Source organism: Rhodovastum atsumiense (genome assembly GCF_937425535.1).
Lineage (GTDB): Bacteria > Pseudomonadota > Alphaproteobacteria > Acetobacterales > Acetobacteraceae > Rhodovastum > Rhodovastum atsumiense.
In genome coordinates, this window is the sequence record NZ_OW485601.1 from 1,876,916 (window position 1) to 1,889,935 (window position 13,020).

General features: G+C 68.8%; 13 protein-coding genes and 2 tRNA genes. 8 read left to right on the forward strand and 7 right to left on the reverse strand.

Features of this window, described 5'->3' with window-relative positions; genetic code table 11:
• Positions 1–5 precede the first annotated feature (5 nt).
• Together NBY65_RS08430 and NBY65_RS08435 are read left to right on the forward strand one after the other, a co-directional pair.
• Entirely contained in the window at positions 6–776 is a 771-nt protein-coding gene (locus NBY65_RS08430) for an NAD kinase (RefSeq protein ID WP_239002772.1), read from the forward strand.
• Positions 777–944: 168 nt separating this feature from the next.
• A complete protein-coding gene (locus NBY65_RS08435; protein ID WP_239002766.1) occupies positions 945–2,018 on the forward strand; it encodes a rhamnan synthesis F family protein in 1,074 nt (357 codons plus the stop codon).
• 120 nt (positions 2,019–2,138) lie between these two features.
• On the opposite strand, the gene nusG is transcribed toward NBY65_RS08435, so the two are convergent.
• The 4 genes from nusG to NBY65_RS08455 form a co-directional block, all read right to left on the reverse strand.
• The gene (gene nusG, locus NBY65_RS08440) at positions 2,139–2,669 is read right to left on the reverse strand and encodes a transcription termination/antitermination protein NusG (RefSeq protein WP_150040581.1); all 531 of its coding nucleotides are present in this window, start codon (positions 2,667–2,669) and stop codon (positions 2,139–2,141) included.
• 13 nt (positions 2,670–2,682) lie between these two features.
• Positions 2,683–2,877 carry a preprotein translocase subunit SecE gene (gene secE, locus NBY65_RS08445; RefSeq protein WP_150040582.1) on the reverse strand — a complete coding sequence of 65 codons (195 nt, stop codon included), beginning with the start codon at positions 2,875–2,877 and terminating at the stop codon, positions 2,683–2,685.
• A gap of 42 nt (positions 2,878–2,919) precedes the next feature.
• Positions 2,920–2,996, reverse strand: a tRNA-Trp gene (locus tag NBY65_RS08450).
• Between the two features lie 807 nt (positions 2,997–3,803).
• Positions 3,804–4,028, reverse strand: coding sequence for a hypothetical protein (locus NBY65_RS08455; RefSeq protein ID WP_150040583.1), 225 nt, complete (start codon positions 4,026–4,028; stop codon positions 3,804–3,806).
• Positions 4,029–4,145: 117 nt separating this feature from the next.
• Between NBY65_RS08455 and NBY65_RS08460 the strand changes: the two genes are divergently transcribed.
• Complete coding sequence (locus NBY65_RS08460) at positions 4,146–7,010, forward strand: hybrid sensor histidine kinase/response regulator (protein WP_162530520.1); 2,865 nt, start codon at positions 4,146–4,148, stop codon at positions 7,008–7,010.
• Between the two features lie 54 nt (positions 7,011–7,064).
• Here NBY65_RS08460 and NBY65_RS08465 read toward each other — a convergent pair.
• The 3 genes from NBY65_RS08465 to NBY65_RS08475 all read right to left on the reverse strand — a co-directional run bounded on the left by NBY65_RS08465 (position 7,065) and on the right by NBY65_RS08475 (position 8,096).
• A tRNA-Gly gene (locus NBY65_RS08465) sits at positions 7,065–7,138 on the reverse strand.
• Positions 7,139–7,193: 55 nt separating this feature from the next.
• Positions 7,194–7,760 carry an HPF/RaiA family ribosome-associated protein gene (locus NBY65_RS08470; protein ID WP_150040585.1) on the reverse strand — a complete coding sequence of 189 codons (567 nt, stop codon included), beginning with the start codon at positions 7,758–7,760 and terminating at the stop codon, positions 7,194–7,196.
• 12 nt (positions 7,761–7,772) lie between these two features.
• Positions 7,773–8,096, reverse strand: coding sequence for a hypothetical protein (locus NBY65_RS08475; RefSeq protein ID WP_150040586.1), 324 nt, complete (start codon positions 8,094–8,096; stop codon positions 7,773–7,775).
• Positions 8,097–8,541: 445 nt separating this feature from the next.
• On the opposite strand from NBY65_RS08475, the gene NBY65_RS08480 reads away from it, so the two are divergent.
• Genes NBY65_RS08480 through NBY65_RS08500 form a run of 5 tightly spaced genes read left to right on the forward strand, consistent with a single transcriptional unit; the run spans position 8,542 to position 13,002 of the window.
• Positions 8,542–8,853, forward strand: a complete 312-nt coding sequence (locus tag NBY65_RS08480; protein ID WP_162530521.1) for an acyl carrier protein — start codon at positions 8,542–8,544, stop codon at positions 8,851–8,853.
• Positions 8,850–10,055, forward strand: coding sequence for a beta-ketoacyl-[acyl-carrier-protein] synthase family protein (locus NBY65_RS08485; protein ID WP_239002767.1), 1,206 nt, complete (start codon positions 8,850–8,852; stop codon positions 10,053–10,055). Before NBY65_RS08480 ends, NBY65_RS08485 begins: the two co-directional genes overlap by 4 nt.
• Complete coding sequence (locus NBY65_RS08490) at positions 10,052–11,152, forward strand: type III polyketide synthase (protein ID WP_150040588.1); 1,101 nt, start codon at positions 10,052–10,054, stop codon at positions 11,150–11,152. The genes NBY65_RS08485 and NBY65_RS08490 overlap by 4 nt, the downstream gene beginning before the upstream one ends.
• Before the next feature lie 3 nt (positions 11,153–11,155).
• Positions 11,156–11,857: a methyltransferase domain-containing protein gene (locus NBY65_RS08495; protein WP_150040589.1), complete on the forward strand. Its 702-nt coding sequence runs from the start codon at positions 11,156–11,158 to the stop codon at positions 11,855–11,857.
• Complete coding sequence (locus NBY65_RS08500) at positions 11,815–13,002, forward strand: NAD(P)/FAD-dependent oxidoreductase (protein WP_250265646.1); 1,188 nt, start codon at positions 11,815–11,817, stop codon at positions 13,000–13,002. The genes NBY65_RS08495 and NBY65_RS08500 overlap by 43 nt, the downstream gene beginning before the upstream one ends.
• The last annotated feature ends 18 nt before the right edge of the window (positions 13,003–13,020 follow it).

Here is a 13,020-nt window from a genome sequence, read left to right on the forward strand (position 1 = left end):
AGCAGATGGTGCGCACCGACCGCGTGGCCATCCTCGCCTCCGCCACCCCGCTCGCCGCCGCCGCGCGGGAACGCCTGACCGAACGCTACGGCAATTGCCCGATCGAACAGGCGGAGATGATCGTTTCGCTCGGCGGCGATGGCTTCATGCTGGAAACGCTGCACCGCATCCTCGGCCGCGACATTCCGGTCTACGGCATGAACTGCGGCTCGGTCGGTTTCCTGATGAATCCCTTCAGCGAGGATGACCTGCACGGGCGCCTCGCGCGCGCGCAGGCAGCGGTGCTACGGCCCTTGCGCATGCACGCGGTGACCGCGACCGGCACGGTCGAGGAGGCGCTGGCGCTGAACGAAGTGTCGCTGCTGCGCCAGTTCCGCCAGACCGCCAAGATCCGCATCACCATCGACGGGCGGGTGCGCCTGGCCGAACTGATGTGCGACGGCGTGCTGGTGTCCACCCCGGCCGGCTCGACCGCCTACAACCTTTCGGCGCACGGGCCGATCGTGCCGCTCTCGGCCAATGTGCTGCCGCTGACGCCGATCTCCGCCTTCCGGCCGCGACGCTGGCGCGGCGCGCTGCTGCCGGCCAGCGCCGAGGTGCTGTTCGAGGTGCTGGAATCCGAAAAGCGCCCGGTCGCCGCGGTCGCCGACGATACCGAAGTGCGCGATGTCGTCTCGGTTGCGGTCAGCGAGGACCACCACGTGGCGGCAACCGTGCTGTTCGACCCCGACCAGGGGCTGTCGGAACGGATCATCGCCGAGCAGTTCACGGTCTGATCGCCTCCCCCCGCGCAACGCCGCCCCGGCAGGGGAGCCGGGCACAACATGCTTGCGACCGTGCTGCCCGTGGTTTTATGCGGGGTCTGACCTTCAACCTGCGCCGACACGTTCCGCCCTGTGCCGGCAAGGACTTCTGTCCTCCAGCCCGATGCGAGCCCCCCCATCTTGAGCACGTTTCGCCGATTCCTGCGCCTGTCGGTCACCGGCTGGCGCATCTTCAGTCAACGCGGGCTCCCCATCCTGTCCTATGGCGCGAGCTTCCTGCGCAAACCCTCGCAGATCGTGGAGGTCTGGCCGGCGAACGGGATCCCTTTGGGGCCGCGGATCGCCGCCTTCGTTCACTTCGATCGCGGCGGGGCGGTGCGGCAGGACGTGCTGGACCATGTCGCAGCCCTCAAGGCCGCAGGTTTTTCGGTCATATTCGTCACCAATTCCGGCCGGCTGCGTCGCGAGGCGCTGTTCGCCCTGCAGTCGCTCTGCGCCGGCATCATCATCCGGCGCAATATCGGCTACGATTTCGGCGCCATGCGGGAGGTGATCGAGCATCTCGACCTGCCACGGGCAGATACCGAGATGCTGCTGCTGGTCAATGACAGCGTCTATGGCCCACTGCGTCCGCTTGACGACATTCTGGCACGCATGGATTTCAACCAGGCCGATGTCTGGGGCCTGACCGAAAGCTGGCAGCGCCGCTATCACCTGCAATCATTCTTCCTGGCGTTCGGCCGCACGGCGCTGACCGATCCCGCCTTCCGCAATTTCTGGCGCAAGGTGCGGCCGGTCACCTCCAAATGGTGGGTGATCTCCCGCTACGAGATCGGCCTGACCCAGGCGATGGTGAAGGCAGGCCTGCGGGTGGAAGCGGTCTGGCGCTACAGCGACCTGGTACGCCGCGTGCCGCCGCTCGGGGGGATCCAGGCCGAAATGGAACCGGAAGCAGACGCGGAGGCCAAGGCTTACCCGGGCATGCTCGACCCGATGGTGAAGAGCCGCCTGACCCACCGCCAGTATATCCGCACGGCCTCCAGCAAGCGGACACCCCTCAATCCGACCTCGGATCTGTGGCGCGACCTGCTGGAAAGCGGCTTCCCCTTCATCAAGCGGGAGTTGCTGCAGCGCAATCCCGGCGAGGTCGCCGATATCGCGGAATGGCGCGAGGTGGTGCGGCAGACAGGCAGCACCGCTGCCGAATGGATTGAACGCGATCTGAAACGGGTGATGCGCAACCGGGCCCCGTGAGCGGCCGGCCCGGCGCAAGGGCGGCAGGATCGGGCCGGAAGAGACGGGGCTGCTGCCACGGGGGAGCCCCCCGCGGCGCGCGGTATGCGGTGCGACAGGCCGGCGGCCTTGTCGCCGGGATCAGACCTTCTCGACCTGATTGTATTCCAGCTCGACCGGGGTGGAGCGGCCGAAGATCGAGACGCTGACCTTCACCCGGCCCTTTTCCTCGTCCACTTCCTCGATCACGCCGTTGAAGCTGGTGAACGGGCCGTCGGCGACCCGCACCTGCTCGCCGACCTCGAACACCACCGAGGGGCGCGGCCGGTCGACGCCTTCCTGGGTCTGGCGGAGGATACGGTCAGCCTCGGAGTCCGAGATCGGGCTCGGGCGCGTCTTGCTGCCGAGGAAGCCGGTGACCTTGGGTGTGTCCTTCACCAGGTGCCAGGCGTCGTCGGTCAGCTCCATCTTCACCAGGACGTAGCCGGGGAAGAACTTCTGCTCGGCGTTGACCTTCTGGCCGCGCCGCATCTCGACCACCTGCTCCGACGGGACCAGCACATCCTCGATCTGGTCGTCCAGCCCCTTCTGGGCGGCCTGCTCCTTGATCTGCTGGGCGATCTTCTTCTCGAAGCCGGAGTAGACGTGGACGACGTACCAGCGCTTCGCCATCAGCCGGTCCCCTTCAGCCCGCCACGCCGAACAGGAGGCGCACGAATATGCCGATCACCTGATCGGCGAGGAAGAAGAACAGGGCAGCCAGCGCCGCCATGGCGAACACCAGGCCGGTCGTGACGAGAGTCTCCTTGCGGGTGGGCCAGGTGACCTTGACCACCTCGCTACGCACCTCACGGAAGAACTTGACCGGTTCGAACGCCACGCCGCTCATACTCCTGAGTCGCCTTCCATGTCCGGAAAAGAATGGCAGGGGTGGAGGGTCTCGAACCCCCAACCTCCGGTTTTGGAGACCGGCGCTCTAGCCAATTGAGCTACACCCCTACCGGCTCCCGCACGGTGCCGCGGCGCCCGAAGGCACCGCCCGACACGCAGGGAGCGGAGAGCGGCTAAAAAGAGGGTGGCGGGCATTCTGTCAAGGCCCCGTGCAACGGATCCCTCCCCCCACGACATGCCGCCATGGCCCATGTGCCCCCTTCGGACCGGTGCAAGCACCCGCCTTATGCGCCGGCCTGCCGCTTCCGGGCCTGTCTTTGACCGGGCGGGGTGGCACGCCACGGATCACGCGCGCCCTGCCGGGACTCCGCGGCCCGCCAGAATTTTCCCTGAAAATTCAAAAAATTGCCTCACGGACACGGCCACCCGGACGCAGTCGCAGCCCCCCATGATGGCGGGTGCGGCATGTGTCCCCCCGTCCGGGGGCTCCCGGGCCGGGATTGCCCCGGCGGGAGCAGCAAAACCAAGGGCCGGGGCACGGCACCCCTGGCTTCGTGGAATTGTCCCCGGCAACTGCCGCATGGCAGCGCTGCCCGATCATGACAGCCCGTTCCCGCCCCCTTCCCTGCACGCCGCCGGCTCGCGCCACCTGCGCATATGCGCCGCTCGCGCCTTCATGGATCTGTCGACCATCATGACGCCAGCGCACAACCGTGAATATATACGTGCAATACAGGTCATTTTCAAATAACCTATTATATCGCATTAGTTTACATGCTAAAACGCACAATCAAATCTCCAACCTTGGCGGCCGTCATTAAGTAGTTTATTTTATAATCCACAATATTCATGGAATGGACATGACTCCACGAATGCGGATTAATCAACAACGCTGATCAGTTCGCACATATTATTTCATTTGAAATGATGCGAACCCGGGTTGAATGCAAATCCGTCAGATTGCCCTCTGGCACCGCCCCTGGCGCGCCACACATCCGCAGGAGCGACACCGCCGCTGTCTTCGTCCGACCGCTGCGACACCGGAGGCCCCGACATCATCACCGGATCAGCGGTGATCCGAATCATCGACGTCTCGTCACCCGGGGAGAAGGCGAAGGTCGAGGTCAGAGTGACGATCATGCACCATAGAACAGTGGCCCCGATGGCACGTGAGCCGCTGCCGGTGGAGCGGCCGGCAAGCATGAGGGATACCGCCCGGAACCGCGGCTGCTGGTGGCCGCGCCCATGAGCGAAGGGATGACGCCTGCCCCCGTCCCCTCCCGAGCGGACGCGCCAGGCCAGCACGACCACGCGGCGACGGCAGGCAAGGCCCTGGAGGCGATGACGGCCCAGGAAGAAACGTTCTCCTCAAACTTCGAACTGGACGACGTGGGGAAGCTGCAGGCGGATGCCGCCACCGGCCGCATCCTGCGCGTCAATGCCGCCTTCGCACGGACCCTGGGCCACCCGCCGGAGGCGATGATCGGGCGAAGCGCCTGGGACTTCACCCACATCGACGACCGGGCCACCCACCAGACAGGGCTCGCCAGCCTGCTCGCCGGCGAGATCCAGGTCTTCCTGCGCGAACTCCGCCAGTTGCGCCACGACGGCACGCCGGTCTGGGTGCGTGCCTCCGCGACCCTTGCCCGCGATCCCACGACCGGCATGCCACAGTGGATTCTTGGCACCATCGAGGACATCGACGCCCGCAGGCAGGCGGAGACCACGCTGGCGGAGAACGAGGCGCGACTGCGCCTGGCCATGGAAGCTGCCGATCTGGGCGTCTGGGAATTCGACTTCGAACGCATGACCGGCCGGCTGGACCTGCGCGGCGCCGCGATGACCGGGGGGATATTTCCGGAAAAGGAATGGATCGCCTTCGATGATCCGAGGCTCGCCGCCTTCGCTGCGAACGTGCATCCCGAGGACCGGAAGCGACACGAGGCATTGCGGCACAGCCTGCTGCAGGGCACCGGGGATCGGCTCGGCGCGGAATTCCGCATGCGCCGGCCCGACGGCGGCTGGAGCTGGATCAGCGTCTCCGGCGCCGTGGTCGAGCGCGCCCCGACGACCGGCGCCCCCCGGCGCGCGGTGACAATCGTACAGGACGTGACCGCCCGCATCGAGGCCGAGGCAACGCTGCGCGGCTATGCCGGGCTGCTCGAGCGCGAGGTGGACGAGCACACCCGCCGCCTCGCCGACCGCGACGCACGGCTGCGCGCCATCTTCGAAGCCCAGTTCCAGTTCATTGGCCTGCTCGCCCCCGATGGCACGCTGCTGGAGGCCAACGCGGCGGCGCTCGCCTTCATCGGCCGGCGCGCCGAGGACGTGGTCGGGCGGCCCTTCTGGGAGACCGAGTGGTGGACGGGTGATCCGGCGCAGCAATCGCGGCTGCGTGAAGCCGTGCGGCGTGCCGCCGCGGGAAGTTTCATCCGCTACGAGGTGATCCTGGCCGGCGCTGACGGCCAGGAAGCGGTCTTCGATTTCTCGCTCAAGCCGGTGCGCGACCGCACCACCGGCGCGGTCACCCTGCTGATCCCGGAGGGCCGCGCCCTTTCCGACCTGCGCGCCATGGAGCGGCGGGTGGCAAAGAGCGAGGCGCGGCTGCGGCGGATGATCGAGCACTTGCCGGAAACCATCACCGTCGCGCGGGCGGGCGTGGACGGCTTCGTCCTGGAATTCGTCAATGCCGCGGCCGAGCGATTGCTTGGGCGTCCCCGGGCCGAGCTTATCAGCCGGCGCTTCGCGGAGTTGTTCGCGCCCACGCTTGCCCAGGAGGCCGAAGCGCATGCCCGGGCCTGCCTGCACAGCCGGGCGCCCGTCCGCTACGAAGCGACACGCGACTATGCCGGCTCTCACGTCGAGATGGACATCGTGGTTGTGCCGCTCGACGATGCCGACAGCGCCGAGCCGCTGGTGTTGTTCAGTGCGCGCGACGTGACCGCTGCCCGCAGGATGCAGGAGCGGCTGGTGCACGGCGAGCGGATGCAGGCACTCGGGCAGCTTGCCGGCGGGATGGCGCATGACTTCAACGGCATCCTGCAGACGATTGCCGGGGCGGCGTCGCTGATGGAGCGCAGTACCGGCGACCCGGCGCGTCTGCAGCGCCTGGTCCGCATGATCTCGGAGGCGGCCGAGCGCGGCTCTGCCGTTACCAGCCGGCTGCTGGCGTTCTCCCGGCGCGGCGAGATCGCCGCCGGACAGGTCGATGTGGCGGCGGTGTTGCAAAGCCTGCAGGATGTCCTGCGGCACACGCTCGGCCGCCAGATCGCCCTGCAGGTGGACACACCCGGCGGGCTGCCGATGCTGCGTACCGACAAGGGGCAACTGGAGGTGGTGCTGGTCAATCTCGCTGCCAATGCCCGCGACGCCATGCCCGAGGGTGGCACGCTGACCTTGACCGCTTCGGCCGGAAGCATCGCGCCGGGCGATGCCATGCTCGCCCCTGGGCCGTATCTGCGCATTGCCGTCACCGATACCGGGCATGGCATGGACGCGACGACGCTGGCCCGGGCCACGGAACCGTTCTTCACCACCAAGCCGGAGGACAAGGGGACAGGCCTCGGCCTGTCGATGGCCCGGGAATTCGCCGAGCAGCAGGGGGGCGTGTTGCGCCTTGAGAGCGCCTTGGGGCATGGCACCAGTGTCACGCTCTGGCTGCCATGTGGCGAGACGACGGGCGAAGTGCCGACCGCTTGCGAGTCCGCAGGGACGGTTACAGCGCGGGCCGGACGCGTGCTGCTGGTCGACAACGATCCGCTGACTCTGGAGACGCTGGCCATTGCCCTGGAATCGGCGGAGTACGAGGTCACGTTGGCCACAAGCGGCCCCGCGGCGCTGGAGCGGCTGGGCGTAAGCGGAAACGTGGACGTGCTGATCACCGACCTGGCGATGCCTGGCATGGACGGTCTGGCGCTGATCCAGGCGGCTCGGCAGCGCGATCCCGGACTGCCGGCCGTGCTGCTGAGCGATTATGCCGGCGCGAGCCTGCGGCGCGCTGTGCGCACGGCTGGGGATGGTACGATCCTGGTGCTGCGCAAGCCGGTGCCGGCCAACCGACTCTGCGACGCCGTCGCCGTCCTGCTGCCGGGACGCGCGCCGATGCCGGAGCACCCGTCATGAACGGGCGCTGCATGCCTTGAGTGCGGCCCGGCCAGGGATCGGCGGAGTGGAGACTGGAGCGGGTGACGGGAATCGAACCCGCACAACCAGCTTGGAAGGCTGGGGCTCTACCATTGAGCTACACCCGCGCTCCACGCCCTCCAGTGCAGCAGCATGGCAGGGGAAGTCAAGCCCGGGACTGCCTCAGCCGGCCACCACCCGTACTTTCGTGGCAGTCGGACCGGCATTGCCCTCTTCCTCGACATAGGTAACCGGGTCCCCCTGGCGCAGATCCTCGAACCGGCCATTGGTGACACTGTCGCGATGGAAATAAAGCTGTGAACCAGTACTGGTCAGAATGAAACCATGGTCCTGCCCCGGCTCGATCAAGGTCACCTGGCCGGTGAGCGAAGACCCTGAAGGCGCCGTCGTGTCCTCGCGCAGTTGCTCCTTGAAGCCCATCAACTGCCGCTCTGCTGCCTTGAAGGCGTCGCGGATGGCGGTCCGCAGATCGGGACGGGCATAGCGCTCCCTGGCCTTCTGCGGCTCGCGGGAGACGGCGAGATCGCGCCCGGGCACCGACAGCACGACATGCACCTCGTAGAGGTTCCCGGTCTGGTGCTGGCGGTGCAGCGCCTCCACCGAGACGCGGCAGCCGATCAGCAGCCGCCCGAAGCGAGTTTCGAGCTTGCTGACATATTCGCGTAGCTCCGCCTCGATGCTGGGTGAGGATTGGACGCCGTGAAAGGCGATCTCGAGGGGTCGTTCCATGCATCTCCGTCCTCAGTAGCGCAACGTGGCCACGACCGGCGTCTGGCGCGGCATGTGGTCTGTGCAGGCCCGGGTGAAGGCCCCGCCGTCACCCCGTAGCGCCAGTACGCCGGCAAGATTGAGCAGGTCGTCATCGTCACCATCCGGCAAGTCATGCGCAACCAGCGCCTCAGCCGAGCCCAGTTCGGCGAGCACCTGCCCCAGGACCTCGATCATCTGACGCAGCGGCGCATCGGGCGCACGCACATCCCGCCGCCCGATATCGATCGGCAGATAGGGGGAGATAGCGGGATTGGCCGCTTCCAGAAGATGGGTTGGGGCATCGGCGGCGATCACGCCCGCAAACCGCCCAGATCCCGACCGGGAACCGTTTCGGGCGTGCTGCCCCCTGCTGCAGCCGCCACGCGTCCCCACCGAATGAAGGCCGCAGAGCGATCCAGTCGCAGGCAATATGCTGCCAGGTTGCAGCCAGATGAAATGCCGGAGGACGCCGCCGGAGGTGCCTTGGTGCGTCCGTTGCTTTCCGCCTGGACTGACAGCTTTCCGGTGGTTTCGCGTCTCTTTCCGGTTTTGTCGTCGGGCATGGGCGTGTCCTCCCTCAGCGGAGGAAAACTCGCGCCGGCGCGCCCTGGTTGCTTGCGGGACTGCAAGAGCGGCAGGCGGTGAAAGGTGAGGCACGATGCCGGGATTGTGGGGCCAGGGCAGTGGGTTTCGCTGTACCGAGCGCAACTATATCTGCGTGGCGACGATAGCTGCGATGAACAAGGAGCCCGTACCCCGCATGACCGAGGCCATGCCGCGAGCCGCCGACCCGCGGGTCGACGAGATCCTGGCGATCATCGCCAGGGAAACCGGGGTTGAGCAGGCCGCACTGCGGTCGGACGCCACCATCCAGGACCTCGGCATCGCCTCACTGGACATGGCCCAGACCCTGTTCGCCCTGGAATCGCATTTCGATGTCGAGATCCCGGTCGTCGCCGATCGCGCCGGGGCCGAGTTCGCGACGGTTGCCGAACTGGTCACGCATGTGCTCGCCACCCTCGATCGCCCCCGTCCCACGACGGGGAACACCGCACCCGGTGTCATCGCTTGACCCTGCGGCGCGTCGCCGTCACCGGCCTCGGCGGCATCGCCGCGACCGGCCATGACGCGGTCGCGCTGGCGTCAGCACTGGCAGCCGGACTCTGCGGCATCCGCCCGATCGCCAATATCCCGACCGACCGTCTTTCCATCCGCACCGCCGCCGAGGTCACCGGCTTCGATCCCGCGGTGCATTTCGAGCCGCGCCGCCTCGCCCAGCTCGATCGCACCGCGCAATTCGCCCTGGTCGCCGCGCGGCAGGCAATGCAGGGGGACGCACTTGCCGGCCTTGCCCCGACGCGCGCCGGGGTCGTGCTGGGGGCAGCCATCGGCCAGGGCACCTACGAGACGGCCTATCACGACTTCTACGCCGAGGGCCTCAACCGCTTTCCTCCGCTCACCCTTCCTCGCTGCATGCCCAGTGGCGCGGCCAGCCTGGTTTCCATGGAATTCGGCCTGCGCGGCCCCTGCTTCGCCCCCGCCTCGGCCTGCGCCTCCTCGACCCACGCGATCGGGCTCACCTTCCACATGATCCGCGGCGGCCTGCTCGACCTGGCACTGGCCGGCGGCAGCGATGCCTCGATCACGCCCGGTTGCGTCAAGGGCTGGGAAGCGCTGCGCGTGCTCAGCCCCGATCTGTGCCGGCCGTTCTCGCGCGACCGCACCGGCCTCGTCCTGGGCGAAGGCGCCGCCGTGTTCCTGCTGGAGGAATACCAACACGCCCACGCCCGCGGGGCGACGATCCATGCGGAGATCCTGGGCTTCGGCATGGGGGCCGACGCCGCCGACCTGACCGCCCCGAGCGCGGAGGGCGCCGCCGAGGCGATGCAGGCGGCGCTCGCCGATGCCGGCCTGCCGGCCGCCACGATCGATTATATCAACGCCCACGGCACCGGCACGCGACTGAACGACCGCACCGAAACCGCCGCCATCCGCCGCGTGTTCGGCCCGCACCCGCCGCCGGTCTCCTCGGTGAAATCGATGCTCGGACATTGCCTCTGCGCGGGTGGCGCGCTGGAGTTCCTGGCCACCGTCGCGGCGCTGCGCCGCGGCCTGCTGCCGCCCACGATCAATTTCCGCGAACCCGATCCGGAATGCGATCTCGACTGCGTGCCGAATGTGGCGCGGGCGGCTGCGATCGAGGTGGCAATGTCCAACTCCTTCGCCTTTGGCGGGCTGAACGCCGTGCTGGTGGCGCGGCGGGCCGGGCCATGAGCGCAGAGGCGTATCTCAACCGCATCGGCACCGCGGTGCCGGCGCACGACATCCACGCCCCCTTCGTCGCCTTCGCCCGCACCCTGCTGCCCGATGCGCGCACCCGGCTGGTGCTCGACCGCATGGCCGAGCGCGCCGGCATCGAGCGCCGCTGGTCGCTGCTGCGCCCGGGCAATCTCGCCGCCGGCGAGGTGGACGCCGACGGGTTCTATGGGCGCGGCCGCTTCCCCGGCACCGCCGCGCGCATGGCGCTGTATGAGCGCGGCGCGCCGGACCTGGCGGTGCGGGCGGTGGGCGATCTCGGCCTCGATGCCGCCGCGATGGCGCGCATCACCCATCTGGTCATCGCGTCCTGCACCGGTTTCTCGGCGCCTGGGCTTGATCTGCAACTCGTGGCACGGTTGGGCCTGCGCCCCGGTGTCGCACGCAGCCTGATCGGCTTCATGGGGTGTGCCGCCGCCGTGCCGGCATTGCGCATGGCTCGTGATGCGGTGCGGGCCGATCCCTCCGCGCGCGTGCTGGTCGTCACCCTGGAACTCTGCACCCTGCACTTCCAGGAAACCGCCGACCTGGAAACGGTGCTGTCCTTCCTGCTGTTCGGCGACGGTGCCGCCGCGGCGCTGGTTTCGGCCGACCCGACCGGTTTCGCCCTCGGCGATTTCCGCAGCACGCTGATCCCCGACAGCGCCGGTCTGATCACCTGGCACATCGGCGATGGCGGCTTCCTGATGCACCTCTCCGGCCAGGTGCCCGGCCGCATCGCGGCGGCGCTGCGCGACGACCTGACGCGCGCCGACCCCGCCGGCATCCTGCGCGGCGAGGGACCGCAGGCAGTCGATCTCTGGGCCGTGCATGCCGGCGGGCGCACCGTGCTGGACGCGGTGGAAATCGGCCTGCGGCTCGGCCCCGACGCACTGGGCGCGTCACGTGCCGTGCTGCGCGGGCATGGCAACATGTCCTCGGCGACCGTAATGTTCGTGCTGCGCCGCCTGCTCGACGGCCCCGCGGCCGATCGGGCGAAGGGCGCGCGCGGCCTCGCCATGGCGTTCGGGCCCGGCATGGCCGCGGAAAGCTTCCGCTTCCACCGGGTGGGATGATCCATGGACCTGTCGCGTCGCAGCGATCTGCCGGAAGTGATGAACGACCCCGCCACCCCGCCGGAGGTGCTGGCGCGCTGCCTCGCCGATCTCGCCACGGTCAACCGGCTGACCCTGACCCACCGCCCGACCTTGCGCTTCCTGGCGCGGGCGACGCGCGACTGGCCGCGCGGCACGCCTGTCTCGGTGCTGGACGTGGCGTACGGCCAGGGCGACCTGTTGCGTGCCGTCCATCGGTGGGCCCTGCGCGCGGGGTTGGTGCCGGTGCTGGCCGGCCTCGACCTCGACCCGCGCAGCGCCGGCATCGCCGCCGCCGCGACGCCCGCGGACATGACGATCGCCTGGCAAACCGGCGACGTGTTCGACCATGTCCCCAACCCGCCGCCGGACTTCATCGTCAGTTCCCAGTTCGCCCACCATCTGAACGACGCACAGATCCTGGCCTTCCTGCGCTGGATGGATCTGCACGCGCGGCGGGGCTGGTTCATCTCCGACCTGCATCGCCATGCCCTGCCCTATTACGGGTTCCGCCTGCTGGCGCGGATGATGCGCTGGCACCGCATCATCCGCGAGGACGGCACCATTTCCATCGCCCGTGCCTTCCGCCCCGGCGAGTGGCGGGCGCTGCTGACCGAGGCAGGGGTCACGCAGGCCAGGGTGCGATGGCACATGCCGTTCCGCCTCTGCGTCGCGCGGCTGCGGTGATATCGCCTGCCGTCGTCGTGGGCGGCGGCCCGGCCGGCGCGGCCACTGCCCTCCTGCTTGCCCGCGCCGGCCATCCGGTGGTGCTGTTCGAACGCCATGCCAGGGCCACCGACAAGATCTGCGGCGAATTCCTGAGCGGGGAAGCCTGCCGCCACCTGGCAGCGCTGGGGGTGGACCTGGGCGCGCTGGGTGGGGAAAGGATCCACGCGCTGCGCCTGGTGCGCGACGGGCGAAAGGTCGAGACAGACCTGCCCTTCCCGGCCTTCGGCCTGTCGCGCCGTGTGCTCGACGAGGCGTTGCTGGCCCGCGCCGCCGCCGCCGGCGCCACGCTGCGCCGCGGCGAGGCCATCCTCCGGGCCGCGCCACAGGCCGGGACCGCCATCGCGCTGACAGGCACGGACGGAAAAACCACCTGCCGCACCGGCGCGCTGTTCCTGGCCACCGGCAAGCACGATCTGCGCGGGATGCGGCGCCCCTTGCCTGGCCACCCCGATGATCTGGTCGGCTTCAAGCTGCATTACCGGCTTGCACCGGCGCAGCGACAGGCATTGCGCCGGCATGTCGAAGTGATCCTGTTCCGCGAAGGCTATGCCGGCCTGCAGCCGGTCGAAGCCGACCGGGCCAATCTGTGCCTGCTGGTGCGCCGCGGCTGGCTGACCCGGGCCGGCGGCACCTGGGACGCGCTGCTGCCGGCGCTGCGCCACGCCAGCCGGCATCTCGATGCGCGGCTGGATGGCGCCGTGCCGCTGTTCGAGCCGCCATTGACGATCTGCCGCGTGCCCTATGGCTATCTGCACGCACCCTCCGCCGCCGACCCGGCCGCGCTCTGGCGCCTGGGCGATCAGGCGGCAGTGATTCCGTCCTTCACCGGGGATGGCATGGCAATCGCACTGCACAGCGCTGCCCTGGCGGCCCGCATGTTCCTGGCGGGCCAGGCGGCGGCGGCCTATCATCGCCAACTGCGTGCCGATCTCGCCATGCCCGTGGGTCGCGCCATGGCGCTGTACTGCCTTGGCCGCGGGAGGACGGGTCAGTCGGCGATCATGCTGGCCGCGTCCCTGTTCCCCTCCGTCCTGCGCCGAGCCGCCGCGCTCACCCGCGTGCCGGAAGAGGCGACCGTCCGCCTGCTGCCGCAATCGTCGTAATGCGCCCCCGGTGCCAGC

Bases quoted from the DNA above. Each gene is read 5' to 3' on its own strand.
- NBY65_RS08490 (WP_150040588.1), top strand. From the start codon at position 10,052: ATGAGCGCAGAGGCGTATCTCAACCGCATCGGCACCGCGGTGCCGGCG.
- NBY65_RS08500 (WP_250265646.1), top strand. From the start codon at position 11,815: ATGGCACATGCCGTTCCGCCTCTGCGTCGCGCGGCTGCGGTGATATCG.
- NBY65_RS08480 (WP_162530521.1), top strand. From the start codon at position 8,542: ATGACCGAGGCCATGCCGCGAGCCGCCGACCCGCGGGTCGACGAGATC.
- NBY65_RS08460 (WP_162530520.1), top strand. From the start codon at position 4,146: ATGACGCCTGCCCCCGTCCCCTCCCGAGCGGACGCGCCAGGCCAGCAC.
- NBY65_RS08455 (WP_150040583.1), bottom strand. From the start codon at position 4,028: ATGATCGTCACTCTGACCTCGACCTTCGCCTTCTCCCCGGGTGACGAG.
- NBY65_RS08495 (WP_150040589.1), top strand. From the start codon at position 11,156: ATGGACCTGTCGCGTCGCAGCGATCTGCCGGAAGTGATGAACGACCCC.
- NBY65_RS08430 (WP_239002772.1), top strand. From the start codon at position 6: ATGGTGCGCACCGACCGCGTGGCCATCCTCGCCTCCGCCACCCCGCTC.
- nusG (WP_150040581.1), bottom strand. From the start codon at position 2,669: ATGGCGAAGCGCTGGTACGTCGTCCACGTCTACTCCGGCTTCGAGAAG.
- NBY65_RS08470 (WP_150040585.1), bottom strand. From the start codon at position 7,760: ATGGAACGACCCCTCGAGATCGCCTTTCACGGCGTCCAATCCTCACCC.